Raw genomic sequence first — 26,832 nt, 5'->3', positions numbered from 1 at the left:
AACTCGTATTTGAACCCTCGTACGAACCTTCAAGTACCGAAACGGGACAACCGCCGGCATGGTGGTTATCGGACGCGAGGAAGCGACGGGGGCAACGACGCGGCTGGGTCACTATCGGGCCCGCGATGGGAGCCGCGGTGCTGCGGTCAGCCTCGATGTTGACCGGCCACACGTCGGTCTTGTCGTCGGCAAACGCGGGTCGGGGAAGACCTACACGCTTGGCGTTCTCGCCGAGGGGCTGATTGCTACTGAAGGAGTTGCCCCGGTCGTTGTCGACCCGATGGGGGCGTTCACGCCGCTCGGAACTGCGGACGTGTCTGCAAAGGTCGTGCATCCCAGCGTTCGTGCGGACACGCTCGACCCGCGCCAGTGGTGTACAGTGCTTGGCCTCGACCCGGAACAGGGCGCGGGAGCGCTTGTGTGGCGAGCGGCGGCCGAGTGCACAACTCTTGACGGGATGCGCTCGTGGGTGGCCGATACGGATGCGGCGGCGAGCACCGCCCGTGCAGCGGCGAACCATCTCGCGCTCGCCGAGTCCTGGGGCATCTTCGAGCCTTCGGGTATCGAGACGGGAACGCTGTGCAGCGATAGCCTGACTGCGCTCGATATGTCGGGACTCGCTTCCCGACCAGCCGGTGCGGTTCTCGCAGCTGTCGCGACTGCGCTGTACGACGCTCGGATGGCCGAACAGACGAGTCGGTTGCCGTGGCTGCTGGTCGACGAGGCCCACGCGTTCACCGATGGCGTCGCCCGGCGTCCGCTCCGCCGTCTCGTCACCCGAGGCCGCCAGCCCGGCGTAAGTTGTATGCTGGCGACACAGCGACCCAGCGTGGTGCCAGCGACAACCGTCTCCCAGACCGACCTGCTCGTTGCCCACCGATTGACGAGCACGGCTGACATTGAGGCACTACAGGCCACCCAGCCGACGTATCTCGACGGTGATTTCGCGGCTCGGCTACCGGAGACGACCGGTGACGCGCTCGTCGTCGACGACGGCACCGAATCAGTCCATCACGTGACCGTCCGTGAGCGGCGGACGCCCCACGGCGGCGAGACCCCGCGGGCAAGCGACCCCGGAGCAGACAGAGAGTGCGAAGCTCGTGCGGGGGGTTCTGAAAATAACGACGTTGTATGAGTCAAACAACCTGTACGACGCCCCAGGCCAACCCGATCCCAGCCAGCGCACAGACGAGATTCCCGACAGCGTTGAGAGTGGCCAAGGCCACGTAGCCGTCCTCCCACAGTCGGACTGTCTCGACTGAAAAGGAGGAGAACGTCGTGAACGAACCGCACGCACCAACACCGACAAGCAGTGCCGCGTCACCGGTCACACCAGCGAAGGTCAACAGTCCCAGAGCGAAGCTTCCGATAGCGTTCACTGTGAGCGTCCCGAGTGGAAACGTCTCTCGCTGGACCGCATCCGCCAGATAGTGGCGACAGAGAGCGCCAAGCGCCCCACCAGTCCCGACCAGATGCGCCGATTCGAGAGCAACCATTACCGCTCACCTCCAGCGAACAGTCGGACGGCTTCACGACCGACAAGGACGCCGGCAAAACCCAGAGCGTAGCTGCCGACGATGTTTGCGACCGCCCACTCGGGTGTCAGAACCGTCTCCACTGCGAACGTACTGTAGGTGGTAAACGACGAAATGAAGCCGGTTGACGCGGCCAGCTTCGTTTCGCTGGCTAGTGCGCCGACCTGCAGCCCCTCGTACACCAAGACGCCGAGTGCGAAACTGCCGCAGACATTGACCAGCAGCGTCCCCTGTAACCCCGGGAAAAAGAGGCCGACGAAGTACCGAAGGTTCGAGCCGGCAAATCCTCCCAGACCCACGAGGACGATAGTTTCGACCGTTACCAGCGGGTGGGTGTCTGTCATCCTTACTCCCCGAGTATCTCCGCCAGCCGTGCTTCGCCAAGGGTGTCGACGAGTTGTGCGAGTTCGATAACCCGCTCTTCGCCGAGCGTATCCACGAGTTCACGGATCTCTGCTGGGTCGAAGGTCCGGGCAACGTAGCCGAGGTTCTCCACCATCCGCGTCGTTCGGTCTAGTGTTTCTTCGTCGGGGCGTAGCGTTAGCGGCCGGTTCGTGAATTTGCCGTTTTCATTGAAGTAACAGAACCGTAGCTCGGCAGTGTCGCTGTCATCTGGATCAACGATCTGCAAGACACCATACCCACTGTCCCACTCGTCAAGTTCGACCTCAAGCAGCGTTTCATACCGGGTCATACAATCAGCTTCCAATCACGCCGACTTATAGATTGGCATATCAAAACCCGTCACAAGCGAGAAATATTGCTATACACAACAAAATAGCAGCATTGAAGAAAAAGCCTATCTGTCTTCGCCAATAGCTCCAGCTCGGAATAATATTGGTACAGGTGTTATTCCAGAGCCAACTGTCGGTCCGTTCACTGTCTGCTGTATAATACTGCACCGTCTGATGTATCGGCCGGTAGTGTGGCTGGTAATCTGTAATTTGGTTTTCGGCAATGAAATTATTTTTATATCCTCTCCGACTACGGCAGAGCAATGCCAGAATCAAAGCAAGGATCTAGTGTCGCCCATTTCGATGTAACCAATATCGGTGGGATCGATGAGACGTCAGTCGATATTCCACCGGGCGTGACGGTACTGACGGGGAAAAACGCCACAAACCGGACGTCGTTTCTGCAGTCTATTATGGCGGCGATGGGGAGTACGCAGGCCACGCTGAAAGGCGACGCCGACGAGGGGAGCGTTGCCCTCACTTACGGGGATGCAGTGTACGAGCGGACGCTCACGCGAGCGGGGGACGCTGTGCAGTTTGACGGCGACGGATATCTTGATGACCCTGCGGTTGCCGACCTGTTCGCATTCCTCCTCGAAACCAACGAGGCGCGCCGGTCTGTGGCTCGCGGCGACGACCTCCGCGAAATTATCATGCGGCCGGTCGACATCGACGCGATCCGCTCGGAAGTCGAACAGCTGGAAGCGGAGAAAGGCGAGATCAACGACGAACTCGCCACGGTCGAGTCCCGCCAGCGCGACCTCCCGGACCTCGAACAGCGCCGGACCGAACTCCGCGAACAGATCGAGGAGAAACGCGAAGAACTGGCCGAGCGGGAAGAGGAGATCGACAACAGCAGCCGAGATATCGAGGAGAGCCGTCAGGAACAGGATGTTCTCGAAGAGAAGCTCGATGAACTCCGCTCGACGCGGTCGGACCTCGAATCTGTCCGGCGCGATATCGAGGCACAGGAAGAAAGCATCACCTCGCTAAAACGCGAGCGGTCCGACCTCGAAGACGAACTGGATGATCTGCCGGAGACGCCGATGGGCGACCAGCAGCACCTCGAAGACGAGATCGCAAGCCTGCGCGACCAGCGCCAGCGGCTGAACAGCGAGATATCCGACCTCCAGAGCCTCATCCAGTACAACGAGGAACGGCTCGAAGAGGAAGACTACGATGTCATCCAGTCGCTCGAAGACGCGCCCGAGGGCTCCGACGGTGCGGTGACAGAGCAACTTCTCGATGGCGAAGACGAGGAATCCGTCGTGTGCTGGACGTGTGGCTCGACGGTCAACCGCGAGCAGATCGAAGACACCGTTGACCGCCTGCAGGACCTCCGCCGGCAGAAGGTCGAGGACCTCAACGACATCAAGTCGGAGCTCGACGATCTCAAGACCGACCAGCGCGAGGCCGAAAAAAAGCAGCGCCGCCGTGAGAACGTCGAGCGGAAGATTCAGGAGACGGACACGGAGATCGAACGCCGCGAAGAGCAGATCACTTCGCTGAAAGACCGACGCGAGGAACTGACGGAGGACGTCGAGTCGCTGGAAGACGAGGTTGATAACCTCGAATCCGAGGACTTCGACGAGATCCTCTCGCTTCACCGGGAGGCAAATCAGCTTGAGTTCGAGATCGACAGCCTGGAATCCGACCTCGACGACGTGTCTGCCGAAATAGAGGAAATTGAGGAACTGGTCAACCGGGCCGACGACCTCCGCGACGAACGCGACGATCTTGTCGAGGAACTCACCGACAAGCGGACGAAAATCGACCAGATCGAGGCTAACGCTGTCGACGAGTTCAACGAGCACATGGACGCCATCCTCGGGATCCTCGAGTACGAGAACCTCGAACGCATCTGGATCGAGCGCGTCGAGCAGACCGTCCGTGAGGGGCGTCAGAAGGTCGACCGAACGGTGTTCGAACTCCACATTGTCCGGACCACCGAGAACGGCGCGGCGTACGAGGACACCATTGAGCACCTCAGCGAGAGCGAGCGCGAGGTAACCGGCCTCATTTTCGCCCTTGCAGGCTATCTGGTGCATGACCTCCACGAGAGCGTTCCGTTCATGCTGCTTGACTCGCTGGAAGCCATCGACTCGGCACGAATCGCCGAGCTCGTCGAGTACTTCGCCGACTACGCCGAACATCTCGTTGTCGCCCTCTTGCCGGAGGACGCGCAGGCGCTGGACGACGACTTCAACCGCATCACTTCGATCTAACCCCGTAGTCTTTTACTTCCGGTTACCGTACGTGGGAATAACAGATGGCGAATACGACAGACGGCCGGCCGTCGAGCAAAGTCGCTCGACTCATCGACGAGTACGAACTTGATGGACTCGGTGCGGAGATGGAGGCTCGCTGGACGGGTGATGGTGAAGAGCGGATGAGTCTCCGTGACCTTGCCGAGTTTTTCAACAAGCGCCTCCTCGAACGCGAACTGGTCGATGCGGGCCTGAGCGCCCTCGAAAGCGACGTGGAATCGACTTACGAGAACCTCACCGGTGACGACATCAGCACAGGTGTTCGGACTGATACCGTCAACCGACTCGAACGTAACGGCGTCGACGTAGACAGTCTCGAAACCGATTTCATCACCTATCAGGCCATTCGGTCGTATCTGAAGGAATGGCGCGGCGCGGAGTACCAGGGGCTATCCGACGATGAGAAGATCGAGAAGGACCTTGAAAGCATTCAGCGGCTCCTGACCCGAACGCTGTCGGTCACCGACCAGCGCATTGAGAAACTGCGCGATACGGACCGTATCGATATCGATGACTTCGAGATATTTCTGGACGCGCAGGTGCTGTGCCAGTCGTGTGGCAGCCAGTATGCCGTTGCGGAGTTCTTCGAGCAGGGCGGCTGCGAGTGTCAGCAGGACTGAGCTGTCACTCTAGGCTCCGTCTGACTATCTCGAGACACTGCAATCATTCAAAAGTATCGAAGCAATCGATAAAAGTTGTGAAACACAACAAAACAAGAAAATCAGTAATGATGGCCGGCCGTAGAAATAGAACTGTACTGCCGTGTTGGGAATCCGCTGTCGAAGCTGCCTACTGGGTCACACAGGGCTGAAGGCGTCGGGGACCATCGGAACGGACATGGACCCAGCCGAGATCCGAGCGTCAATCCCGGCACTCGAACGGTGTACGTACTTCAACACGGGGGCAAGCGGGCCGACGCCGCGCCCAGTGGTCGACGCTGCGACGGCGTTTCTCGAACGACACGCCTTCGACGCACCTGCCAATGAGGGACCCTATACGGTTGCGTGGGACGCTCTCTCGGCAGCTCGAGAGGTTGTCGCCAGCCATATCGGGACTGACGCCGCCAACGTCGCCTTGACTCGCAGTACCGCCGACGGGGTCAATATGGTCGCTGGGGCTATCGACTGGCAGCCCGGCGATGTGGTGGTCCGGACTGATCTCGAACACCCCGCCGGCACACTACCCTGGGACCGCCTGGTCGACACCCACGACATCGAGGCCCGAGTACTGGAAACAGATGCCGGTCGGCTTGACATGGCTGATGTGAAAGACGCTGTGGCTGACGCCAGACTGGTGGCGTTGAGTTCGCTCTCCTGGACCCACGGAACCAGACTCCCGGTTGCGGATGTCGTCGAGGTCGCCCATGACGCCGGCGCACAGGTACTCGTCGACGCTGTCCAGTCCGTCGGCCAGCACCCCGTTGACGTGACCGAATGGGGCGCGGACTTCGTGGCCGCGGCGGGGCACAAGTGGCTGCTGGGCGTCTGGGGTGGCGGATTCTTGTATGTCGACCCCGACGCGTATGACCGGTTGCGCCAGACCCGCATTGGCTACCGGAGCGTCGAAGACCCCGGTGCTGACGGATACACATACTACGAAGGCGCGCGCCGCTTCGAGGTCGGCACTACCTCACCGGTCCCCTACGTTGCGCTCGCGAACGCCATTGAGACGGTTGAGGCTGTCGGGTTCGATACAATTCAGCCCCGTGTTGAGCGGCTGACTGACCGGCTCAAGGACAGCCTCGGCGACCGACTGCTGAGCCCCCGCGACTACGAGTCGGGGCTCGTGACGTTCACCGCCGACGACCCCGAGGCGACCGTCAAGCGACTCGCGGCTGACGGTATCATCATCAGGTCACTCCCCCACCCCGAGGCGCTCCGGGCTTCGGTCCACGTGTTCAATACAGCCAACGACATCGACCGCCTGCTTGACGCGCTGTAGCGTTCACAGCGTCCCGCTGTGACTGGCGTCACAGGCCCGGACTTTCTTGCCCCGGCCGGTCGTTCCGCCTCGTATGGAGACACGCCCCGTCGTGACGTGCTTCCTGCGCAGCGAAGGCGAGGTATTACTGTTGCGCCGGAGCGACGCGGTTGGTTCGTACCAGGGCCAGTGGAGCGGGGTCGCGGGACACGTCGCCGACGATGCTGGGCGGGACCGGGATCCCGAGACGGCCGCGCGGGCCGAAATCGACGAAGAAACTGGGCTGGCCGACGCGGTGACGCTCGTCCGGCAGGGCGATTCATTTCAGGTCGCAGACACCGATCACGGGGTTCGCTGGCGGGTCCATCCGTTCCTGTTCGATTGTGAGGCCCGCACGGTCGCGACGAACGAGGAGACAATCGAGACTGCGTGGGTCCACCCGCCGGAAATACTGACTCGTGAGACGGTCCCGCGACTGTGGACCTCCTGGGATCGTGTTCGCCCGCGACTGGCGACCGTTCGCGAGGACCGGACCCACGGCTCGGCGTGGCTGTCGCTCCGGGCACTGGAGGTGCTACGCGACGAAGCCGCCTCGGCTGACGCCGGACGGAGTGTCGATCTGGAGACTGCCGAACGGGACGGTGACGACTGGGACGCGCTTGCCGCCCTCGCCGCTGAAATCCGAGAGGCGCGCCCATCAATGGTCGTCGTCGCGAACCGTCTCAATCGGGCGATGGCCGCCGTTACCGACGAATCGCCGGCGGCCGTCGAGCGGGCCGCGACCGAGACGCTGAACCACGCGGTGACCGCCGACTGGGTCGCCGCGGCCGTCGCCGCTGAGCGCGTCGGTGACCGCATCGCGACGCTTTCTCGGTCCGGAACAGTTCGTGCAGTGGTCGAGGCCGCTGCTCCCGAGGTAGTGCTCGTCGCCGAGTCACGGCCCGGCGGTGAAGGCATTGGCGTCGCCGAGACGCTTGCCGAGAGCACCACGGTGACGCTGACCACCGACGCGGCCTTCGGCCATGAACTGGACGTGTGGAGCGCCGACACGCTCGTTGTCGGGGCCGACCGTGTTTTGCTGGACGGCCGCGTTGTCAACAAAGCCGGAACCCGTTCGGCGGCGCTGTCGGCGGCCGCCGCGGACGTGGACTGCTACGCGGTGTGTGCGACGGACAAGATTGCACCACGCGCTACGTGGGACAGAGAGGAGCGGGAGCCACAGGAGGTGTACGACGGCGACGCCGACATCGTCGTATCGAACCCGACCTTCGATATGACGCCGGCGTCGGCAATGACCGTCGTCACCGAGCGCGGCGTTCTGGAGACGAACGATATCGAGGAGATCGCTGATGCCCACCAAGACCGGAGCGAATGGACTGAGCGGCGGTGATATCCGAGACCGGCGGGCACTCGCTCATTGCTCGTCTAGCACGACCGGGACGCCGGCTTCGGCCACGTCGGCGGCGAACTCGCGGGAGTCGGCTTCGAGGTTAGAGAAGGTATTGTAGTGGACTGGCATCACGAGGTCCGGGTCGATGGTCGCGGCCAGGGCGGCGGCCTCGTGGCGGTCCATCGTCGCCCGCGGGCCGATGGGCGGACACAGTAGCGATACCTCAAGGGTCCGGTGTCCTGGTAGCACGTCCGAATCGCCGGGATAGAACGCTCTGGTCCCCTCGATGGCGATCATGAAGCCACAGCCGAATCCCTCCGGGTGGTACGGGGTGCCATCGGGCAGCGTATGCTTCCCATCCGGCTCGTTGTACGCCGGTGTCGACCAGATCGGCACGTCCTTGACCGTGGTCTGTGATTTCATTCCGACCTCGACAACGTCGTAGGGGAGCGAGGATAGCGGCGGGAGGTCCCGATCGCCGACGCGCTCATCGATACCCTCATAGGCGACGATGGTCGCGTCCTCGCTCGCGACGCGCTCGATACCATCCGGGTCGTAGTGGTGGACGTGTGTCACACAAACAATGTCGCCGTCTTCCGCGCGGTAGTCGCTGCTTGGCGGATGGCCGATGCCGTCCGTGTGGGGCTCCCACTCGCCGGTGAGCACGCCGTACCGGCCCGGGTCGACGTACACCACCGTGTCGTCGCCCGCGAACCGGAGCGTCGCGTACCCCAGCCAGTCGACGGTCAGCCCGTCGTGTCGAACTGTCATTAGATATCCGTACACGCTACACCCTGAATAAGGCCGCTACTCGTCGGCGTCGTCTCCGTGCAGAAGCTATACCCGGCCACTGTTCGTTGGGTGTCACGTGCGAAACTTCCACATCACGACGGTCTGGGGGATTCCGATACGGGTCAACGTCTCGCTGTTGATTTTCCTGCCGGTGCTGGCCTGGATTATCGGCAGCGGGGCCCAGATCTCGGTGTATGCCGGCATCGTGAGCGTCCTCTCCGGCGTGACGCTCGACCTCACGGTACTGACTGCGGGCCAGACGCCGTGGGTTATCGGGACCGCCGCGGCCGTGGGCCTGTTCGCCAGCGTCGCTCTCCACGAACTGGGCCATGCCTGGGCGGCGATGCGCTACGGGCTCCGGGTGGAGTCAATCACGCTCTGGATTCTCGGCGGCCTCGCTAGCCTCGAAGCCATGCCAAAGGAGTGGAACCGGGAGCTCGTCATTGCGCTTGCCGGCCCTGCCGTGAGTATTCTGACCGGGGTCGCCTGCTACGCCGCGCTGTTTGCCCTGCCAGCGAGCGCGCAGGTGACGCTGTTCGTCGTCGGCTGGCTGGCTGTCACGAACCTCTTTCTCGCCGTGTTCAACATGCTGCCGGCGTTCCCGATGGACGGCGGCCGCGTGCTCCGGGCACTGCTTGCGCGAACGCGGCCCTACGCGACGGCGACCCGTATTGCCGCCCGCATTGGGACCGGGTTTGCCGTGCTGTTCGCCGTCGTCGGCGTCATGTCGTTTAGCCCGATGTTGCTGCTACTCGCCCTGTTCGTCTACGGTGCTGCGTCGAGTGAATCCCGTACCGTCGCGTTGGCAGCGCTACTTGAGGGACTGACTGTCGATGACGTGGCCAGTCCGCTCGATGCGACTATCGAGGCCGACGCCAGCGTTGAGAACCTAGTCGACCGGATGTTTGCCGACCGGCGGACGGAGTTCGCGGTCACGCGCGGTGCCGACGTAGTCGGCGTCGTCACGGTCGGCGATTTCAGAGAACTCTCGAAAGCCGAACGTGAGGCCGACACCGTCGCCGACCTGATGGACACCGACCTGCCACGTTTTGCCTCGGAAACAGCCGCTTTCGACGCGCTCGTCGAACTCGACACTGCCCGGGCTTCCGCCGCCTTCGTCGATGGGCCTGAGGGAACCCGCGTGGTCTCCCGGGAAGACTTCGCCAGCGCGATGGAGATGCGTCGGGTCGTCGGCTCGCCGGAACCGTTCTAACACAGCGTTTAATGGCTCGAATACGGCCCCCTATCAGCTAGAAGACCCTACCTGAATCTGGCTGGATGACATGTGCGAACCATGAGTTTTCGATTCGTTGCGGGGATTCCGCTGAAACAGAGACGACCGCTCCTGACTGTCGGTACACCCAAGAGGGGGCGACGTACACTACTGGACAATGCAAACCGGGCTCGTCGAACTGTTTGTCGACCTCGTCGGCACCGACCCGCTGATAAACGGCCTCGTCGGCGGAGTCATCATCGCGGCGATGAACCTCTTTGGTGCGTCGCTCGTGCTTGTCTGGCGTGACCCCTCGGAGCGGGCGCTGGACACGGCACTGGGCTTCGCCGCCGGCGTGATGCTGGCCGCCGCGTTCACGAGCCTCATCATTCCCGGTATCGAGGAGTACTCGGGCGGAAATCCGATTCCGACGCTTATCGGCGTCGGACTGGGCGCGCTGTTCCTCGACCGCGCGGACGGTCTCGTCCCCCACGCCCACTACTTACTGACAGGCAACCGGCGGTCGGACGCGGCCAACCCCAGTCAGGACCTCTCGGTCGACGAATCCAAACTGGCGGGCGTCATCCTGTTCATCCTCGCGATCACGCTGCACAACATCCCTGAGGGGCTGGCCGTCGGCGTCGGCTTCGGTGCGGCCGCCGGCGACCCGCTCCAGATCGGCGGCGCGCTCTCGCTGATGCTCGCTATCGGTATCCAGAACATCCCCGAGGGGCTGGCCGTCTCCGTTGCAGCAATCAATGCAGGTCTGGACCGTCGACTCTATGCTGTCTTCGCCGGGATTCGCTCCGGCGTCGTGGAAATCCCGCTGGCGGTGCTCGGCGCTGTTGCCGTCGTGACCATCGAACCGCTCCTGCCCTATGCGATGGGCTTTGCGGCGGGTGCGATGCTGTTCGTGATTTCCGACGAGATAATCCCTGAGACACACCAGCGCGGCTACGAGCGCGTCGCGACGCTCGGCCTGATGGCCGGCGTCATCATCATGCTGTATCTGGATATCGCGCTTGCAGCCTGAGTCTTGTCTTCGTGTCGACTATTCTTCGTAGGGCCAGTTCGGGTCGCGGTCGAGGTCCGTCGGCTCCTCGCAATCTCCGGCCTCGTCGGGCGAACATGCCCCGTGTTCGCGGAAGTTCTCACGCGCTTCTGTCAGTGACACGTGGTTCGTATCGCTGACGAACTCTACATCGCCGAACTGAATCGGGTCGTCGAGCCAGTGACACACCGGGCACATCTCGTATGACCCGGGTCGGCCCTCCGGGAGTGTCTGGTAGCCACAGCACGGGCAATAGCCCAGTTCCCGTGCGGCTGGATTTCCGGGCGTCTCGGTTGACATATTTCGTGGTATGTGTCTTCACACCATAGAATTATCGACCCGGAGCGATGCATGACTATCGCTGAGACGGACAGATTACTCCGACTGTGCGTCTTCGACTTTCTCCGCGTACTCCTCCAGCTCAGCGGCCAGTTCGCGGGCCTGGGCTGCCGAGAGCGTCACCGAGTCAGCGTGTGGCTTCACCGCGTCGAGGTCGGTGTTGTCCATCTCTAGCTGGAGTTCGACGTGGTCCGGGTTCTTTCGCGGCGCGGTCACGTTCAGGACAGCCAGAGCCTCCTCCTCGAAGCCGTGGCCCTCTACCTCACCGTCGAGCAGGTCGAAGGTCGTGTACGCGTTGACCTTCATGATGCGGTCGACCATATCGCGTGTTCGCGGGCCGGAGACTTAACGCCCGTTACTCAGCCGCGGTCACGCCCTCGTAGCCGACTCGCTCGGCGTCCGACTCCGCGCGGTCGATAGCCGCATCGAGGTCGAACTCCCTGACGATTTCCCCGTCCCGAATCAGTGGCTCCAGTAGCGACTCGGCGTCCGCCGGCCCCTCGCGGTCGGCCAGGCCGATGTGATGGCCGCCATCGGCGGTTCGGTACACTGACTTCGTCCCGGTGAGCTTCCCTCGCTTGGCGGCCGGCTCGCCGTCCAGTTCGACGATATCCAGCGCGAAATCCAGTGGGTCGGCGTTGGCGACGTACCCCCCGACGCCGAAGCCGTCGGCCACGTCTCGTAGTTCTCGCAGGGTTGCCGGGGTGATACCGCCTGAGAGGAACAGGTCCACGTCCTCGTGCCCGTAGGCGTCCAGCGTCCAGCGTACCTCTCGAACGATGTGGCGGAAGTCCCCGCGGCGGGAGCCGGTCGTGTCCAGCCGAACGCCCGTGAGGTCATCGACAGCTTCCGCCGCGCGGAGCGCTTCGTCGGTCTCGTCACTGTAGGTGTCGGTCAGCGCGATACGTGGTGTCTCCTCCGGGACAGCGGCGTCGAACGCCTGCCACGCCTGCTCCTGATTGCCCCGGCCGAAGCAAATCATGAGTGCGTGGGGCATCGTCCCACCGGCGTCCCGGCCGATAACCTCACCCGCAGCGACGTTCGAGATACCGTCGAGACCACCCAGCAGCGCGGACCGCTCGACCATCGCACCGATCGACGGGTGGACGTGGCGCGAACCAAAGGAGAGCACCGTCGACTCCGGTGCGGCGTGGCGGGCCTCTAGTGCTCGCGTCGCGACACCGGTCGAATGTGAAAGAAAGCCAAGGAGCGCCGTCTCTAGACGACAGAATTCCCGGTACGTCCCTTCGATTCGCATCACCGGGCCACCGTCGAACAGTTGTCCTTCGGGGAGCGCGTCGACATCGATGTCCCGCCCTTCGAGCAACTCGGCGGCGTCTTTCAGCCCCGACAGTAGCTTCCACCGGCCCGTCGCGAACTGATTCGCCGTCACCTCGGCGACCACGTCCGGGTTCTTGCCCGCGTGTTCTAGCGCCTCCATCGTCCGGTCGAAGTAGGCGTCGGTCGCCCGCCCCTCGCGAATCGCCTCTGGTGAGACGATGTCGAACTCCTCGCTCATGGCACGGTGTTTTCAGTGTGGCGAAAAAAGCGGTCCGGTCGGCGACTGCCCCTCAGGACTCTGCTTGCTGGTGAATCTCGTCGAGGTCGCTCACTGTCGGTCCGTTGACGATGCGGACGGTCTTCCCCGACCGGACCACGCGGAAGGCGTCGTTGAACTGGTCGTCTGCTGGGACGACGTAGACGTTACTGCGGGGCTGGCTAGCGTCGTGTTCCTCGGTCAGCGCCGCTCGGTAGGCCTGTGCGAACTCGCTAGCATCCGCCTCGGTGTCCCAGCGGGTCTCCCAGACGTACCCGTACCCGCCGGAGCCGTTGCGGTAGGGCACGACAAGGTCACCACCCCAACCTGCCGAGACCTCGCTCTCGTAGCTGTAGCGGTCGCCCTCTGTCTGCCTGTTGTGGTACATCATCGCGTAAATCGAGGTCTCCCCAACTGTGTCGCCGACCGGGTCGTGGTCGAAGCGGCTCCATTCGTCGGTCGAACGGTCAGCAACAGTGACGTTCACGGGCTTTTCGTCCGGATATTTCGAAGAGTGGAGCACCTGTTCGGTGCTGTCGGGGAAGTTGTCGTGGAGGGCGTCAACGGCGTCCCAGCCACCGTCAGAGCGAACCTGATCAATGAACCGCGGTCCGGTAACGTAGGGCTGGTAGAGAACCGTGAACAGCCCCTCGTTGTAGCTCGGTTCCTGGCTTTCGGTATCGCCGTCGTTGCTGCCTCCGTCACTGGTCCGGTCCGGGAGCGCGATACAGCCCCAGCCGTCACTGCACTGACGTTCGTAGAGGGCACGGACGTAGTTGGCCTCGCCCTCGGTAACGCCCTGTCGTGATAGTTGTGTGTCCTGCGTCTTCGCGGAGCCGTTCAGCCCGAAGTGCTGGTCCTGCAGGGCGTGAACGAGTTCGTGTGAGAGGGTTCGTCGGTCGATCTGTGGCGTCTCCGTCGGGCTGACGATGACGATTTCGTCCTCGCTCGGCGAATAGTAGCCCTGCACTGTCGTCGAAAGTGTGTCATCGATTTCGTCGCTGCTGCCGGAGTCTTCACCGATTATCAGGAGCGCTTCCCACACCTGGTCGTTCCAGGGGTCCTGTGGACGACTGCTGTCGCCGCTGTCGTTGCCCCCGGACCGGTTCTGGTACTCTGCCCGGGAGATGACCGAAACCGGGACCGATTCTTTGAATTCCAAATCGCGGACCTGCTCGACGCGGGCCATCGTCCGGGCGACGACAGCCTCCCGCTCCGTCTCATTCAGTCCGTCGTCGGTCGTCACTGACACCGAGTCGTCGTACCAGTAGCCGTTCTCGTAGCCGATGGCGTCTTCGCCGGTCGGCGTCGCAGGGTGGTCGCTGCCGCCGAAGGACGGAACCGCACAGCCCGCGAGGACGACCGCCAGCGCGACGAGCAGTTCCTTACGCATCGTGGACCTCGCTCAGTTCGTCGGCTGTCGGTGCGTTCACCACAGTGACGGTCTGTCCGTCGACCCTGACCGAAACAGCGTCGGTGTAGGGACTGTCCTCCGCTATTACCCAGTGGCCGTCCGTGGTTCGAGTGCCGCCCCAGTGAGCGATGACCGCTGTCCAGGCGTCGACGAATTCGCGGGCGTCGGCCTCGCTGGCCCACGTCGTTTTCCAGACGTATGCCGTTTCGTCGCCGCTGGCGTAGACGTGCATCCGGCCACCGGTCCAGCCGTCGGTCGCGGGCAAGTCGTAGTTGTACGGGTCGTCGCTGTCCAACGCCCCATCCTTGTAGTTGATGACGTCCCGCGTCCGGACAACGCTCGACTCGTTGTAGTCATCGGCGATGGTGTACGCCATCGACCCGGCGATGGCGGAGGGGCCGACAACGGCGTAGTCGGGTCGGTCGCGGTCGGTCGAGGGTCTGACCCGCTCCCAGTCGTCGCTGGACCGGTCTGCAAGCGAGACTGACTCGGGTTCCCACTCGGGGTAGCGCTCGGGATAGGTCACTTCGGCGGCCCCGTCGGGATAGTCGTCGTACGCGTCATTGACGGCGCTCCAGCCGCCACGTTCTCGGAGATTTCTGATCAGGCCGGGCCCATCGCTGTAGGGGAAATACTGCATGAAGTTGATACCGAAGTGGCGGTCACCGCCACCACCGCCGCTCTGGGCAGGCCTGTCGATACAGCGCCATGCCTCGCCACAGCGGTCGGTGTAGGTCTGGGTGACAGCAACGGCATCGCCTTCGACCATGCCGTTCCGACCCTGTACCTGATCCCGCGTCTGCGCGTCACTTTCGAGGCCGAAGTGCTGGTCCTGCAGCGCGTGGACGAGTTCGTGGGCCAGCGTCCCCCGGCTAATCGTCGGTGTCGCCGATTCACTGACGATGACGATTTCACTTCGCTGGCTGCTGTAGTACCCCAGCACGCTTTCTCCGCGGTTGCTGTTCTGGACCGCAATAGAGTCGCGGTCCTCACCGATGAAAAACAGCGCCTCGAACTTCACGTTGTCAAACCGGCGCAGCGAATCGCCGGTCTCGCCGCCACCCGTGTTGTTGCGGTACTCGGCCCGCGAGACGACGGAGACCGGAACCGTCTCTTCGAACTCCAGCCCGCGAATCCGTTCGACGCGGGCCATTGTTCGGGCAACGACGGCTTCCCGCTCTGTCTCGTTCAGTCCGTCTTCGGTTGTTACCGATAGCGACTCGTTGTACCAGTAGCCGTTCTCGTAGCCCAACCGGTCCGTCGCAGGCGCTGCCGGGGCGGAGTCGTTGCTCCCGTAGTCGGTCGCGGGTTCGCTTGGCGTCAGATCCACGTTGCTTGACTCCGTCTGGTCGGGCGACACACTGGGTGCCTGACAGCCTGCAAGTAACAGCGCAACGGCACAGAGAACGACGAGGGCGAAAGGGCGGCGCATCTACTTTCACGGTAGGTTACCACAGTGAAAAGTCACACGCTCATCGTGACCACATTCGTCGGCCAGAAGGACTTTGTGCGTCTGTTTGGGCCGTCCGAACCCCACCGTGAGAGTAACTTTCGTAGTCGCGCCCTGCCAAGGTTCTCGTATGGAACTCGACCCAGCGCAGACCGCCATAATTGTCGTTGATATGCAGAACGGCTTCTGTCACCCCGACGGGAGCCTCTACGCACCGGACAGCGAAGCAGCAATCGAGCCCTGTGCCGAACTCATCGACCGTGCCCGTGAAGCTGGCGCGAAGGTCGTATTCACCCGCGACGTGCATCCGCCCGACCAGTTCGAGGACACCCACTACTACGATGAGTTCGACCGATGGGGCGAACACGTCGTTGAAGATTCCTGGGAGACCGAACTCGTCGACGAGCTTGACCCACAGGACGAGGACTTGATCGTCGTCAAGCACACCTACGATGCCTTCTACCAGACGGAACTGGAGGGGTGGCTCGACGCCCACGGCGTCAAGGACTTGATCATCTGTGGCACGCTCGCGAACGTCTGCGTACTCCACACCGCGTCCAGTGCCGGCCTTCGAGACTACCGACCAGTGCTTGTTGAGGACGCCGTCGGCTACATCGAGGACGAGCACCGCGAGTACGCACTGGATCACGCGGAGTGGCTATTCGGCGAACTGACTGACCGCCACGACCTCACGTTCGCCTGACGGATGGGCGAGGGCCCAGCCTATGAACAGGTGAAGCAGACCTGCACTGAGCGCTATCGATAGTCTAGCTACGTGGCGTCGTCGACGGCCGCGGCCCGCTCGATGGTCACCCGTACCTCGTCGCCGACGGTGAGGTCGATGCCCTCGCCAACGAGTTTCGCGCCGAAGCGCTCGCGGCCACAGAACAGCGCGATACCGGTTATCGGGTTGCCGTTCGCCAGCACGGTCACGTCGTCCCATGCGACCGTTCGGCCGTCGGCTGTCCCGACGTGTTGGCCTGCAAGGGCCGCGGCCTCGACCCCATCATGACTCAGCAGACCACCACCCGAGTAGTGGGGCAAGCCGCCGTCGAGAACGCTTGAGCCGTCGCCGTCGACATCGTTGGCGATGCCAACGAAGGATTCACGGGGTTCCGGATGGGCAGGTTCGTCAAGTCGGGCCCACGTTTCGCCGCTGTCGACGACGGTCCCGGTCCCGTCCCAGGACAGCGGCGTCACGTCGACGGCCACGTCGACCGGCAGCGACCCCGACGCCCGGTAGGGGTTCGCATCAGGGTCGCGGAAGCCGAGGTGGATGTGGTTCGGGACCCACGGCGCGAAAAAGCCTGCCCGCACCAGCGCTCCGAGGTCGTCGCCGACGGCCACTGTCTCGCCGGGTTCGACAGCGGGGTCGACGTGCAGTAACCGCGCCACAGTATCGCCAGTATCGATCACGATGAGGTGATCGTGCTCGGCGGCGTAGGCCTTCGGCGGGGCCTGGACCGTCTTTGTATCGACGACCTCGCCAGCGACTGGTGACGGTGCACGTTCGCCGTCGGGGTAGAGGTCGATGGCACACCCCTCGTCGTGGGCGTCGAACGGCGAGTTGTACAGGGAGAACCGGTAGTACTGGACAAGCACGTCTCGCGGTATCGTGACGGCCATCGACGGCGATTAGGGGTGTACCGGTATGGCTCTGTCGTCCAAGACCACCTTTTTCTGCGTCGGGTGGCTCGCGATGCTCGCCACCACTCCTTGAAAAACGTGGTCTTGCTGAGCGGAGTCGTTCGAGGGGCGCAAGCGCCCCTCGTGATGACGAGAGAGCGAAGCTCTCTCGAACCACGAAGCAAGGCTTGAAAGACGAGTTCGCGAGTCTTTCGGTGGCGAAAAGCCGCGCTCTCACAGAGTTCGAGCGCGGTACACCAAACCTGGCTTTGGATTGCTCTGTCTCATTCGCTCTCTGCTTCTGACAACTTGTGACACGGCATCACGATGGCCTGTTTCGTTACTGCGTCCTGGTTCGTCCGAGGGTTCAAGAGCCATACTGGGGCCATCGCTTCGTATGCGCTGACGACGACCGCGGCGGGGGCAGCGGGAGCGCGACACGTCCCGCCGCGACGGTCACGTGTCGCCTGTTCGCTATCCACCGCTGTGGGGTCACCTGCTGGACCGGCGACCGATTTAATCCGAAGGGGCCGTACGGTGTGACTATGCGCCTGCTACGGGGCCGCGCCGCCGACCCCGAAACCGATTTCGAGCGGACCCGCGAGATGGCCGAGACGGTCGCCGAAGACCGCGAGCCAGCCCTGCGAGTCTGGCGACCGCACAGACAGGTCGCGTTCGGCCGCCGTGACGCGAACAGCGACGGCTACGACCGAGCGTGCCGGGCCGCTCGCGACCGGGGGTACACTGTCATCGAGCGCGCCGTTGGGGGTCGCGCTGTCGCCTACACTGGGTCGACTGTCTCGTTCTCCCTCGCTGTCCCGACCGAGGACCCGCGAGGGACTATCGATGACCGCTACGAGTGGGCCAAAGCCACTGTGCAGCGCGCGCTTGACGACTGCGGCATCACCGCTCGGACCGGGGAACCGGACGCCGCGTTCTGTCCGGGGAGCCACTCGATTCAGGCCGACGGTAAAATCGCGGGGCTCGCCCAGCGCGTCCGCCAGTCCGTCGCTGTTGTCGGCGGCATTGTCGTCGCTCGGGACCACGTGGCTATCGCCGAGGTGCTGGCCCCGATTTACGAGGCGCTTGATGTCCCCTTCGACCCCCAGAGCGTCGGGAGCATCGCCAACGCTGGGGGAACCGACGACCCCGAACGGGTCATCGCAGCGCTGGAGCGGTCACTGGCTGACGGCCGCGACGTCTCGGTGGGCACTATCCGAGAGACTTAGGGGTGCGCCCGGCCGACTGGGCGTATGCTCATCCGTAACGCGACGCTACCGGACGGTCGTCAGCGCGACGTCCGTGTGCGTGGCGAGTCAATCGTCGAAGTCGGACGCGACCTCGACGCGTCCGACCAGCATGTCATCGAAGCGACCGGCAAGCGACTGTTTCCGGGGATGATCGACGCGCACGTTCACTTCCGCCAGCCTGGCTACCCGCACAAGGAGACGTGGGAGAGTGGGTCCCGGTCGGCGGCGGCCGGCGGCGTCACGGCTGTCGTCGACCAGCCAAACACCGACCCACCGACCATCGACGGGGAGTCGTTCGACCAGAAGGCCGAGTTCGCTGCCGATTCCGTCGTCGACTGGGGTATCAACGGTGGCGTCACGGCCGACTGGATTCCGAACGTCCTCCTTCGCCGTCGGCTGTTCGCACTCGGCGAAGTGTTCCTCGCGGACTCAACCGGCGACATGGGTATCGAGGCCGACCTGTTTGCCGACGCACTGGAGGCTGCCACCGACAACGACGTGCCGGTCACCGTCCACGCCGAGGACGCTGACTACTTCAACGACGATGCCCGGGCCCGTGACGACGCCGACGCTTGGAGCGCGTTCCGGACCGCAAAGGCCGAAGCGGAGGCCGTCGAGCGGGCCTGTACAGTCGCGCAGAAACACGATGCGACGATACACATCGCCCACACGTCCACGCCAGAGGGCGTCGACATCGCCAGTGAGGCCGGGATGACGACCGAGGTGACGCCACATCACCTGTTGCTCTCGCGGCGAGATCTCTCAGATCTGGGGACGTTCGGGCGGATGAACCCGCCTCTGCGCCGCGAAAAACGCCGCCAAAAGCTCTACGAGCGCGTCGTCGACGGGACCGTCGATATGATCGCAACGGACCACGCGCCACACACCCGTGAAGAGAAAGACGCCAGTATCTGGGACGCGCCGTCGGGCGTCCCCGGTGTCGAGACGGTCCTCCCGCTCCTACTGGCTGAAGCTTGTGACCCGGACAGCGGGCTCACCTACGAGCGCGTTCGGGACCTCACTGCACGCAACCCGGCCGACGTGTTCGACATCCCACAGAAGGGGGCTATCGAAGCCGGCAAGGACGCTGACCTCGTGCTCGTCGACACGACCGAGACGAGCGCGATCAGCGGTGCGACGCTCCACTCGAAATGCGACTGGACGCCGTTCGAGGGCCATGATGCGGTGTTCCCTGAATGGACGATGGTCCGGGGCACGGTCGTCTACGAGCGCGGCGACGTGCTGGAAGCTGACGATAGCACTGCTCAAGAGGACGTGTTCTACGACCATCAGGGCGAGAATGTCCGCGGTGCGGACAGCGAGCGGCTGAGAATAACGTCGCGACGACGGACGTCCCCACCATTATCCCGCCGCCACCGCCACAGAGCCGGGCCATTGCCCGCCGCGAGTCGCGCTCGGTCCAGTTGCTTCGTGTGTCCATGTGTTCCTGCATGGCTTCGATGCCGCGGCCGGCGAGTATCGACCCGGACCAGCCCAGCAGGCCAAAGCCGAACACCAGTGCGCCGAGGGCGAACACCGTCGCTTCACTCGACCGTGCATCACCGGTGTAGAGCGTCCAGCCCACCATTCCGAGGCCACCAAGCAGGAGGCCGACGACTAGCCCGCTCCCAACCAGTCGCGCCCGGACCGCGACGTACTGCCGGAGCCGCGGTGGGGAACCGCGCTGGGCCATCAGTCAACCGCGTCGCGCATCCGCGGATCGAGCGCGTCGCGCATCCCGTCACCGAGCAGATTGAACCCGAGCACGGTGATAGCGAGGAACAGCCCCGGGAAGAAGGAGAGCCACCACTCGCCGGTCAGGAGGCCGTTCTCGACACCGCGGGAAAGCATCAGTCCCCACGATGGCGACCCTGCCTGTGCACCGAACCCAAGAAACGACAGTGCAGCGAGGTCGATGATGGCGAGTCCGAAGTTCAGCGTGGACTGGACGGTAATCGGCGCGAGCGTATTCGGTAGGATATGCCGGATGAGAACTCGCGGATCAGTCGCGCCAAGCGCGACCGTGGCGTCGACGTACTCGTCTTCAAGCACTTTGAGTGCGGCTCCCCGAACGACTCGAGCGAACCGCGGCGTGTACACCAGCACGAGCGCCGCCACGGCCCGCCAGAGTCCAAGATCTCGCGGGAAAATGGCGACCAGCGCGAGTGCGAGCAACAGCGGCGGGAACGCCAGCAGCACGTCCATCGTCCGCATGATGACGTTGTCGGTCACGTCGCCGTAGTATGCTGCAATAATGCCCAGTCCGACACCCACGGTCGTTGAGGTCCCGACCGTGATCGTCCCGAATTTCAGGGCCAGCCACGCACCGTACAGACTCCGCTTGTAGATGTCACGTGCCGCCGCGTCTGTGCCGAACAACTGCTGGTTCGCGGGCGCGGGACCGAGCCAGCCGGGCGGTGCGCGGTCAGCGATTTCGGTCCCGAGCTGTGAGCTGGCAAGTGCGCCGACATCGTATGTCACGCGGGCGTAGATGGCGACGGCGGCCATACTGAGGATGATCGTCAGCCCGACGACGGCGAGGCGGTTCGTCAGCAGGTCGGCGAGGAACGGGGACGCCCGCAGGCGTCCCAGCGTACCCCGTGTCTCGGTGTCCGTACTCATTGTTGGATCCGTGGGTCAAGATAACTGTAGGTGACATCGACGAGGAGGTTCACAAGCGTGAACAGCAGGGCGAAGGTGAGAACCGTTCCCTGAACTACCGGGTAGTCAGAGACGCCGATAGCGTTGACGATGGTCAGCCCCATCCCGTTGATACCGAACACGGTTTCGGTCAGGACTGCCCCGCCCAGCAACGTGCCGAACTGGATCCCGATGACGGTGACGACCGGAATCAGCGCGTTCCGGAAGCCGTGTTTCATCAGCGTGATCTTCGCGCCCTGCCCTTTCGCCCGCGCGGTCCGGATGTAGTCCTGACGGATGACTTCGAGCATCGAGGACCGCATCATCCGCGAGATGAGCGCTGTCGAGTAGACGCCGATGACCACCGCCGGCAGGAACAGGTGATGCGCCGCCGAGAGGAACGCCTCAGTGTTTCCAAGCAGGATCGTATCGAGCGTTATCATCCCGGTCAGGGGCAGTTCACGACCGAACAGCATCCAAGTGTCGGGCAGGAACAGCGTCGATTTGATGCGGCCACTGGTCGGGAACACATCAAGATACGTCGAGAACAGCAAGATGAGCAGCGGTCCGGACCAGAATATTGGGACCGAGATACCAGTCAGCGCTCCGATCCGAGTGACGTGGTCCGTCAGTGAGTCTTGCTTGACCGCGGAGATGATGCCCAGTGGCAGTCCAAGCAGGATGCCCGCTGCTTGGCCGTAAATCGCGAGTTCGAGCGTGATCGGGAGTCGGTCCGAGATGACCGATCGGACGCTGTTCCCGCGGCTGATGCTGTAGGACTGGCCGAAGTCGAATCGTGCCGCGTCCCACAGGAAGCTCAGGTACTGTTCCCAGAGCGGCCGCCGAAGTCCCAGCTCAACACGTATTTGTTCTAGCTGTTCGGCTGACGCTCGCTGGCCAGCGATAATGATAGCCGGGTCGCCCGGGGCCAGGTGGAGAATCGCGAAGACGACCGACGCCACGCCGAACAGCACCGGGATGAGCAACAGCAGCCGCTTGATGACGAACCGTGGCGGTACCACCGGCTCGGCCAGCTTGAAAAGAAACTGTGTCCAGTTCATTCGAAAGTTCTCTTGAAGCGCTACTGCAGCTCGACTGTGTTAAGATACGGGCCACCGACAGAGCTGATCGTGTAGGAGTCCTCGACGACAGTCTCGTTGACTGCCCGAAGCGTCTCGGCGTAGTCGAGGAACACCCACGGGGACTCGTCGTAGGCTATCTGGCTGGCTTCCTCGTACATCGTCTCGCGGTCGCCCTCCGCGTAGGTCTTCTGGGCTTCCCGGACGAGTTCCATGTAGTCCGTGTTGGCCCATCCGGAGACGTTGAGGGTGTTGTACCCGTCGGCGTCGAAACTGACCCAGTCCTGCCCGTCGGGGACGGCGTCCATCTCGACCTGCGGGTCCAGTAGGACGTACAGGAAGTTGTCCGGGTCGGCGTTATCGGTGTACCAGCCGAGGAAACAGGCGTCGTGTTTCCCGGCCGACGTGTAGTCCAGATACGGCCCGAAGTTGGAGAACTGGTTGATGTTGACCGTCAGACCGATTTCCTCTAGGTCTGACTTCACTTGGTTCGCCGTGTTGACCGGACTGGGGTTGTATCCGCGGGGGTTCGAGAACGTCGCGAGTTCGAACTCGAAGCCGTCGCCGTAACCCGCCTCTTCGAGCATCGACTGGGCCTTCTCCTTGTCCGTCGGATACGGATCGAGGTCGTCGTTGTGCCCGAGCACGTCCGGCGGGAGCGGCTGGGAGGCCTGCGTTGCAAAGCCCTGGTAGATCTGGTTGACGATGGCCTCGGTGTTGACGGCGTGGGCGATGGCCTGGCGGACCTGCTGGTTCCGGAACGGCTCGAACCGGGCCATGTTCATCGCCATGTAGCCGTGGTTGATGCCGTCCTTCCGCAACAGGGTCGCCGTTCCGCTTTCCTCGGCGCGCTGGAATCCGGAGGAATCGAGGTTGTCTGTGATGTGTGAGGCCCCGTTTATGACGTCCTGCACCCGCGTGCTGTTTTCGGTGATGGTCTTGAAAATGACCGTCCCGACGTTCGGGCCGTCTCCCCAGTAGTCGTTGTTGGCCGTCAGTCGGATGCGCTCGTTCGGGTTGTCGAGCGTATCGAACTGGAAGGCCCCAGTACCTGCAGGTTCACTTCCGAGGTCGGCTTGACTGTCGCCCAGTGACTCGATCTGGGCTTTCGAGAGGACTGCCGAGGCGAACATCGCGAGGTTCCGCAGGAACGGCGCAAACTGCTGTGTAAGCTCGATCGTCAGCTCGTAGTCCTGACTCGCGTCGACGCTTTCGATCCAGTCGCCAAGCGTGAACGGACCGTACCCCGACCGGGTATCATCGCCGAGGTAGTACTCGTAGTCGCTCTGGGTGAACCGCTGCCAGGTCGCCTTGAAGTCTGACGCGGTGAACTCTTCGCCGTTGTGGAACATCACACCCTGTCGGAGCGTCAGCGTCGCGGTACTCCCCTCAAGTGTGTAGTCAGTTGCGAGCGCGTCTTCGAGTTGGCCGCCGCTTCCGGCTGCGAACTGGATGAGGGTGTCAAACACCTGGTTGGTGACTTTTGCCACCTCGCCGCTGGTTGACTGCTGTGGGTCGTAGTTCTCGGGGTGGTCACCGCGGGCGTACACGAGCGTCTGATCGCTTCCGCCGTCGCCCCCGTCTCCACCGTCGCCCCCATCGCTACCAGTCCCGTCGCCACCGTCTCCACCTTCGGTCCCGCTACCATCACCGCCGTCGCCGGAACAACCTGCAAGCGTTGCGGCTGCCGCGGCACTGCCGGCCGCGGTAAGGAAGCTCCGTCTGTCCAGAGAATCACCGGATGACATGGGACTTTCTTCAAACAGATCTATTATAATTGTACCGGATAGATCAATGATTCAGTTATATATCTCCTGAGCCTTATGTGCAGCTAAGTAATATTATTCAGTCACCGCTTCCGTCACTCTGATCGTAAAGGTGGCACGCTGCTGGATGGGAGTCCGGCTGGAGTGCAGGGTGCTGTGTCTCACAGACGCTCTCGAATCGATCCTGTAGCACCGATGCGGCAGCGTCCCAGTCCTCGTCCGCGAGATGCTCAATCGACGTCCCGACGACGCGGCGGTTCTCTCCGGTCAGGCTCGTTTCGAAGAACCGGTCGAACATCGTCTGTTTGAACGCCGACATCGACACCTGTCCCCTGCCGCTTGGCTGTTCGGTGAGATCTGCGCCGCCGTCCGTCGCCGCTGTGGCGCTGTCGGCGTTTCCGGCCTGCTCCCGGACTGCATCGATGGCGATGGCCTCGTCCTCGACCCGTTGCCGGTAGTCCATTACCTCGCGGTACGTCTCCTGCTCGATATCGATATCCGGTGGGATGACCTCGGGACAGCGAGTCCGGAAGTGACAGCCTGACGGTGGGTCAATCGGTGACGGGACATCACCTTTCAGCAGTATCCGGTCGGCTTCCACGGTCGGGTCCGGTTCCGGGATCGCCGACATGAGCGCCCGCGTGTAGGGATGTTTCGGGTCCGCGAACAGGTCCGGCGTGTCGGCGACTTCGACCACCTCGCCGAGATACATCACCGCGACACGGTCACAGATGTGGCGAACCACGCTCAGGTCGTGGGCGATGAACAGATACGTCAGGCCGAACTCGTGCTGGAGGTCCTCCAGGAGATTGATTATCTGGGCCTGCACGCTCACGTCAAGCGCTGAAACGGGTTCGTCACAGACGATGAAGTCGGGGTCGACGGCGAGCGCGCGGGCGATCCCGACTCGCTGGCGCTGTCCGCCTGACAGTTCGTGCGGGTAGCGGTCGTACTGGTCTGTGTCGAGTCCCACCGCCTCCATGAGGTCAGCCACACGGTCGACCCGTTGCTCGCGGCGTGAGCCGTCACCGGTGTCCTCCGGGAGATCGTGGATTTTCAGCGGCTCCATAATCGTCTGGCCGACGGTCATCCGCGGGTCGAGGCTGGACATCGGGTCCTGGAAGATCATCTGCAGGTCCCGGCGGACGTCACGTAGACCACTTTTATCGAGCTCCGAAAGGTCCTGTCCGGCAAAAACGACCTTCCCGTCTGTCGGTTCAAGTAGTCGGAGGATGGTCCGCCCGGTCGTCGATTTCCCACAGCCGGACTCGCCGACGAGTCCCAGCGTCTCGCCCTCGTAGATGTCCATCGAGACGCCGTCGACGGCTTTGACTGACTCCGGTTCGCGGCCGACGTACTTGTCCAGCAGGTCGTCGGCCCGCGAGAAGTGTTTTTCAGCCCGTCAACCTCCATGAGCTGTCTGTCCGTTCGTGTCGTTTCCGTCGCGGCAACGCCGGTATCGCCGGTACCGTATTCGTCCGTATCGAACGATTCGAGGATACACTTCGAGCGATGGGTGACGTCGTCCGGGCCGTGCTGGAGGTACGGAATTTCGCCCTCGCGACACTCCGGCTCAGCCCACGGACAGCGGTCGGCGAAATGGCAGCCACTTGGCATGTCGATGAGGCTGGGGACGTTCCCCTCGATCGGCGTCAGCCGCTCTGTCCCATCGCCTGGTATCGATTCAAGCAGCGTGTACGTGTATGGATGTGATGGGTTGTTGAAGATTTCTTCGACCGGCCCCTCCTCGACGATCTCGCCGGCGTACATCACGGCGACGCGGTCGCAGGTCTCTGCGACGACGCCGAGGTCGTGCGTGATGAACAGCACCGACATCCCGAGGTCCGCCTGGAGGTCGTCGATAAGGTCGAGAATCTGTGCCTGAATGGTCACGTCGAGCGCCGTCGTCGGCTCGTCGGCGACGAGAAGCTTTGGGCGACACGCCAGCGCGATGGCGATGAGCACGCGCTGGCGCATCCCGCCGGAGAACTCGTGAGGATACTCGTTGACGCGGTCGGACGGTTCCGGGATACCAACCTCCTCCAGCAGCGAGATAACGTCCGCCCGGACCTCCTCATCCATCTCGCCGCCCCGGCTGATCGAGGGCGTGATTTCACGGACGGCGTTGAACCACGAGTCGTTTCGCTTGCTCCCGTAGCGGTGGAGGCGCAGGCTCTCCGCGACCTGCTCGCCGACCGTTATCGCGGGGTTCAGCGAGGTCATCGGGTCTTGGAAGATCATCCCCATATCGCCGCCGCGGATGTCCCGCATCACCCGTTCCGGGGCTGCCGTCAGATCGACGTAGCCGTCGGTAATCGTGACGGGTGCGTCACCGGCCTCCGGGAGGGCCTTTTTCGGGGCTTCTTGAATGAACCGCTTGGCCAGCGTCTGGTCATCAGCCGTCGTCTCAAGCGATGCAGGGAGCCGACTCCGGTCGACCGTCGCCGCGTCGATGGTGATGAACCCACTGCCCTCGTCTGCTGTCCGTACTGCTTTCGGATACTGCCGGGACAGCCGTGTGACTGTCTCAAGTGCGCCGAACCGGATCTCTCCGCCGGCGATGTGTCCGGGCTCGTCGACGATATCCATTGCCGATAACGCTGTGACGGATTTCCCTGATCCGGACTCGCCGACCAGACCGACGGTCTCCCCCTCCCTGACGGTGAGGTCGATGCCGTCGACGGCTTTGACGGTTCCGCGGTCCGTCTCGAACTGGGTACGGAGGTCAGATAATGTTAAGAGGTCGCGCATCTGTCCCCTTCTTCTCAAAATACCAGTAAAACTGTTGTGCCACTGTCCCACCAACAATTTATCCCGGCCGCCGCCACA

General features: G+C 63.1%; 23 protein-coding genes and 3 pseudogenes. 10 read left to right on the top strand and 16 right to left on the bottom strand.

Going from position 1 to position 26,832, the window contains the following annotated elements:
• The first annotated feature begins 58 nt into the window (after positions 1–58).
• Complete coding sequence (locus tag ACODNH_RS08505; RefSeq protein ID WP_306709244.1) at positions 59–1,135, top strand: ATP-binding protein; 1,077 nt, start codon at positions 59–61, stop codon at positions 1,133–1,135.
• 1 nt (position 1,136) lies between these two features.
• On the opposite strand, the gene crcB is transcribed toward ACODNH_RS08505, so the two are convergent.
• From crcB to ACODNH_RS08490, 3 genes are read right to left on the bottom strand one after another with little or no spacing between them, the layout of a single operon-like run.
• Entirely contained in the window at positions 1,137–1,496 is a 360-nt protein-coding gene (crcB, locus tag ACODNH_RS08500) for a fluoride efflux transporter CrcB (protein WP_306709241.1), read from the bottom strand.
• On the bottom strand, positions 1,496–1,879 hold the full coding sequence (locus ACODNH_RS08495; RefSeq protein WP_306709239.1) for a fluoride efflux transporter FluC: 384 nt from the start codon (positions 1,877–1,879) through the stop codon (positions 1,496–1,498). Before ACODNH_RS08495 ends, crcB begins: the two co-directional genes overlap by 1 nt.
• Positions 1,880–1,881: 2 nt before the next feature.
• Positions 1,882–2,229: a hypothetical protein gene (locus ACODNH_RS08490; RefSeq protein ID WP_004590827.1), complete on the bottom strand. Its 348-nt coding sequence runs from the start codon at positions 2,227–2,229 to the stop codon at positions 1,882–1,884.
• 303 nt (positions 2,230–2,532) lie between these two features.
• Here ACODNH_RS08490 and ACODNH_RS08485 point away from each other — a divergent pair, with 303 nt between their 5' ends.
• The 4 genes from ACODNH_RS08485 to ACODNH_RS08470 all read left to right on the top strand — a co-directional run bounded on the left by ACODNH_RS08485 (position 2,533) and on the right by ACODNH_RS08470 (position 7,846).
• Positions 2,533–4,494 carry an archaea-specific SMC-related protein gene (locus tag ACODNH_RS08485; RefSeq protein WP_306709236.1) on the top strand — a complete coding sequence of 654 codons (1,962 nt, stop codon included), beginning with the start codon at positions 2,533–2,535 and terminating at the stop codon, positions 4,492–4,494.
• A 44-nt stretch (positions 4,495–4,538) separates the two neighbouring features.
• Positions 4,539–5,156, top strand: coding sequence for a rod-determining factor RdfA (gene rdfA, locus ACODNH_RS08480; protein WP_306709234.1), 618 nt, complete (start codon positions 4,539–4,541; stop codon positions 5,154–5,156).
• Positions 5,157–5,373: 217 nt separating this feature from the next.
• Positions 5,374–6,477 carry an aminotransferase class V-fold PLP-dependent enzyme gene (locus tag ACODNH_RS08475; RefSeq protein WP_306709232.1) on the top strand — a complete coding sequence of 368 codons (1,104 nt, stop codon included), beginning with the start codon at positions 5,374–5,376 and terminating at the stop codon, positions 6,475–6,477.
• A gap of 73 nt (positions 6,478–6,550) precedes the next feature.
• Positions 6,551–7,846 carry an NUDIX domain-containing protein gene (locus ACODNH_RS08470; protein ID WP_434531259.1) on the top strand — a complete coding sequence of 432 codons (1,296 nt, stop codon included), beginning with the start codon at positions 6,551–6,553 and terminating at the stop codon, positions 7,844–7,846.
• Between the two features lie 24 nt (positions 7,847–7,870).
• Here the strand turns inward: ACODNH_RS08470 and ACODNH_RS08465 are convergent, their stop codons facing one another.
• Positions 7,871–8,617, bottom strand: a complete 747-nt coding sequence (locus tag ACODNH_RS08465; RefSeq protein ID WP_434531258.1) for an MBL fold metallo-hydrolase — start codon at positions 8,615–8,617, stop codon at positions 7,871–7,873.
• Positions 8,618–8,714: 97 nt separating this feature from the next.
• On the opposite strand from ACODNH_RS08465, the gene ACODNH_RS08460 reads away from it, so the two are divergent.
• Positions 8,715–9,851, top strand: a complete 1,137-nt coding sequence (locus ACODNH_RS08460) for a site-2 protease family protein (RefSeq protein ID WP_434531257.1) — start codon at positions 8,715–8,717, stop codon at positions 9,849–9,851.
• A gap of 178 nt (positions 9,852–10,029) precedes the next feature.
• Positions 10,030–10,884 (top strand): ZIP family metal transporter, encoded by an 855-nt coding sequence (locus ACODNH_RS08455; protein WP_434531256.1) that lies wholly within the window; start codon positions 10,030–10,032, stop codon positions 10,882–10,884.
• 18 nt (positions 10,885–10,902) lie between these two features.
• Here the strand turns inward: ACODNH_RS08455 and ACODNH_RS08450 are convergent, their stop codons facing one another.
• From ACODNH_RS08450 to ACODNH_RS08430, 5 genes are all read right to left on the bottom strand, one after another.
• The gene (locus ACODNH_RS08450) at positions 10,903–11,202 is read right to left on the bottom strand and encodes a CPCC family cysteine-rich protein (RefSeq protein WP_306709222.1); all 300 of its coding nucleotides are present in this window, start codon (positions 11,200–11,202) and stop codon (positions 10,903–10,905) included.
• A gap of 75 nt (positions 11,203–11,277) precedes the next feature.
• The gene (locus ACODNH_RS08445) at positions 11,278–11,562 is read right to left on the bottom strand and encodes a DUF6360 family protein (RefSeq protein ID WP_004515308.1); all 285 of its coding nucleotides are present in this window, start codon (positions 11,560–11,562) and stop codon (positions 11,278–11,280) included.
• Positions 11,563–11,596: 34 nt separating this feature from the next.
• Positions 11,597–12,760 (bottom strand): nicotinate phosphoribosyltransferase, encoded by a 1,164-nt coding sequence (locus tag ACODNH_RS08440; protein ID WP_434531255.1) that lies wholly within the window; start codon positions 12,758–12,760, stop codon positions 11,597–11,599.
• A gap of 52 nt (positions 12,761–12,812) precedes the next feature.
• Positions 12,813–14,171 (bottom strand): Hvo_1808 family surface protein, encoded by a 1,359-nt coding sequence (locus ACODNH_RS08435; RefSeq protein WP_306709217.1) that lies wholly within the window; start codon positions 14,169–14,171, stop codon positions 12,813–12,815.
• On the bottom strand, positions 14,164–15,624 hold the full coding sequence (locus ACODNH_RS08430) for an Hvo_1808 family surface protein (protein ID WP_434531254.1): 1,461 nt from the start codon (positions 15,622–15,624) through the stop codon (positions 14,164–14,166). Before ACODNH_RS08430 ends, ACODNH_RS08435 begins: the two co-directional genes overlap by 8 nt.
• Positions 15,625–15,772: 148 nt before the next feature.
• Here ACODNH_RS08430 and ACODNH_RS08425 point away from each other — a divergent pair, with 148 nt between their 5' ends.
• Positions 15,773–16,345, top strand: a complete 573-nt coding sequence (locus ACODNH_RS08425; RefSeq protein WP_306709212.1) for a cysteine hydrolase family protein — start codon at positions 15,773–15,775, stop codon at positions 16,343–16,345.
• 68 nt (positions 16,346–16,413) lie between these two features.
• On the opposite strand, the gene ACODNH_RS08420 is transcribed toward ACODNH_RS08425, so the two are convergent.
• Both ACODNH_RS08420 and ACODNH_RS08415 read right to left on the bottom strand, forming a co-directional pair.
• Entirely contained in the window at positions 16,414–17,268 is an 855-nt protein-coding gene (locus ACODNH_RS08420; protein WP_306709210.1) for a hypothetical protein, read from the bottom strand.
• Positions 17,269–17,552: 284 nt separating this feature from the next.
• Positions 17,553–17,750, bottom strand: a complete 198-nt coding sequence (locus tag ACODNH_RS08415; protein ID WP_434531253.1) for a hypothetical protein — start codon at positions 17,748–17,750, stop codon at positions 17,553–17,555.
• A gap of 63 nt (positions 17,751–17,813) precedes the next feature.
• Here ACODNH_RS08415 and ACODNH_RS08410 point away from each other — a divergent pair, with 63 nt between their 5' ends.
• Complete coding sequence (locus tag ACODNH_RS08410; RefSeq protein WP_306710459.1) at positions 17,814–18,497, top strand: lipoate--protein ligase family protein; 684 nt, start codon at positions 17,814–17,816, stop codon at positions 18,495–18,497.
• A gap of 24 nt (positions 18,498–18,521) precedes the next feature.
• Positions 18,522–19,847: pseudogene (locus ACODNH_RS08405) on the top strand (dihydroorotase); the annotation flags it as partial.
• 4 nt (positions 19,848–19,851) lie between these two features.
• Here the strand turns inward: ACODNH_RS08405 and ACODNH_RS08400 are convergent.
• The 5 genes and pseudogenes from ACODNH_RS08400 to ACODNH_RS08380 all read right to left on the bottom strand — a co-directional run.
• Positions 19,852–20,211 (bottom strand): annotated as a pseudogene (locus ACODNH_RS08400) (DUF7268 family protein); the annotation flags it as partial.
• A complete protein-coding gene (locus ACODNH_RS08395) occupies positions 20,211–21,140 on the bottom strand; it encodes an ABC transporter permease (protein ID WP_306709205.1) in 930 nt (309 codons plus the stop codon). The pseudogene ACODNH_RS08400 and the gene ACODNH_RS08395, both read right to left, overlap by 1 nt.
• Positions 21,137–22,219 carry an ABC transporter permease gene (locus ACODNH_RS08390; protein ID WP_306709203.1) on the bottom strand — a complete coding sequence of 361 codons (1,083 nt, stop codon included), beginning with the start codon at positions 22,217–22,219 and terminating at the stop codon, positions 21,137–21,139. Before ACODNH_RS08390 ends, ACODNH_RS08395 begins: the two co-directional genes overlap by 4 nt.
• Positions 22,220–22,239: 20 nt before the next feature.
• Positions 22,240–23,985 (bottom strand): ABC transporter substrate-binding protein, encoded by a 1,746-nt coding sequence (locus ACODNH_RS08385; protein ID WP_434531252.1) that lies wholly within the window; start codon positions 23,983–23,985, stop codon positions 22,240–22,242.
• A 97-nt stretch (positions 23,986–24,082) separates the two neighbouring features.
• Positions 24,083–26,754, bottom strand: a pseudogene (locus ACODNH_RS08380) (dipeptide ABC transporter ATP-binding protein).
• Positions 26,755–26,832: the final 78 nt, after the last annotated feature.

The organism is Haloarcula sp. NS06, assembly GCF_051122755.1.
Classification (GTDB): Archaea; Halobacteriota; Halobacteria; order Halobacteriales; family Haloarculaceae; genus Haloarcula.
Note: the sequence above shows the minus strand (reverse complement) of the source record. Positions and strands in the feature narration are given on the sequence as shown.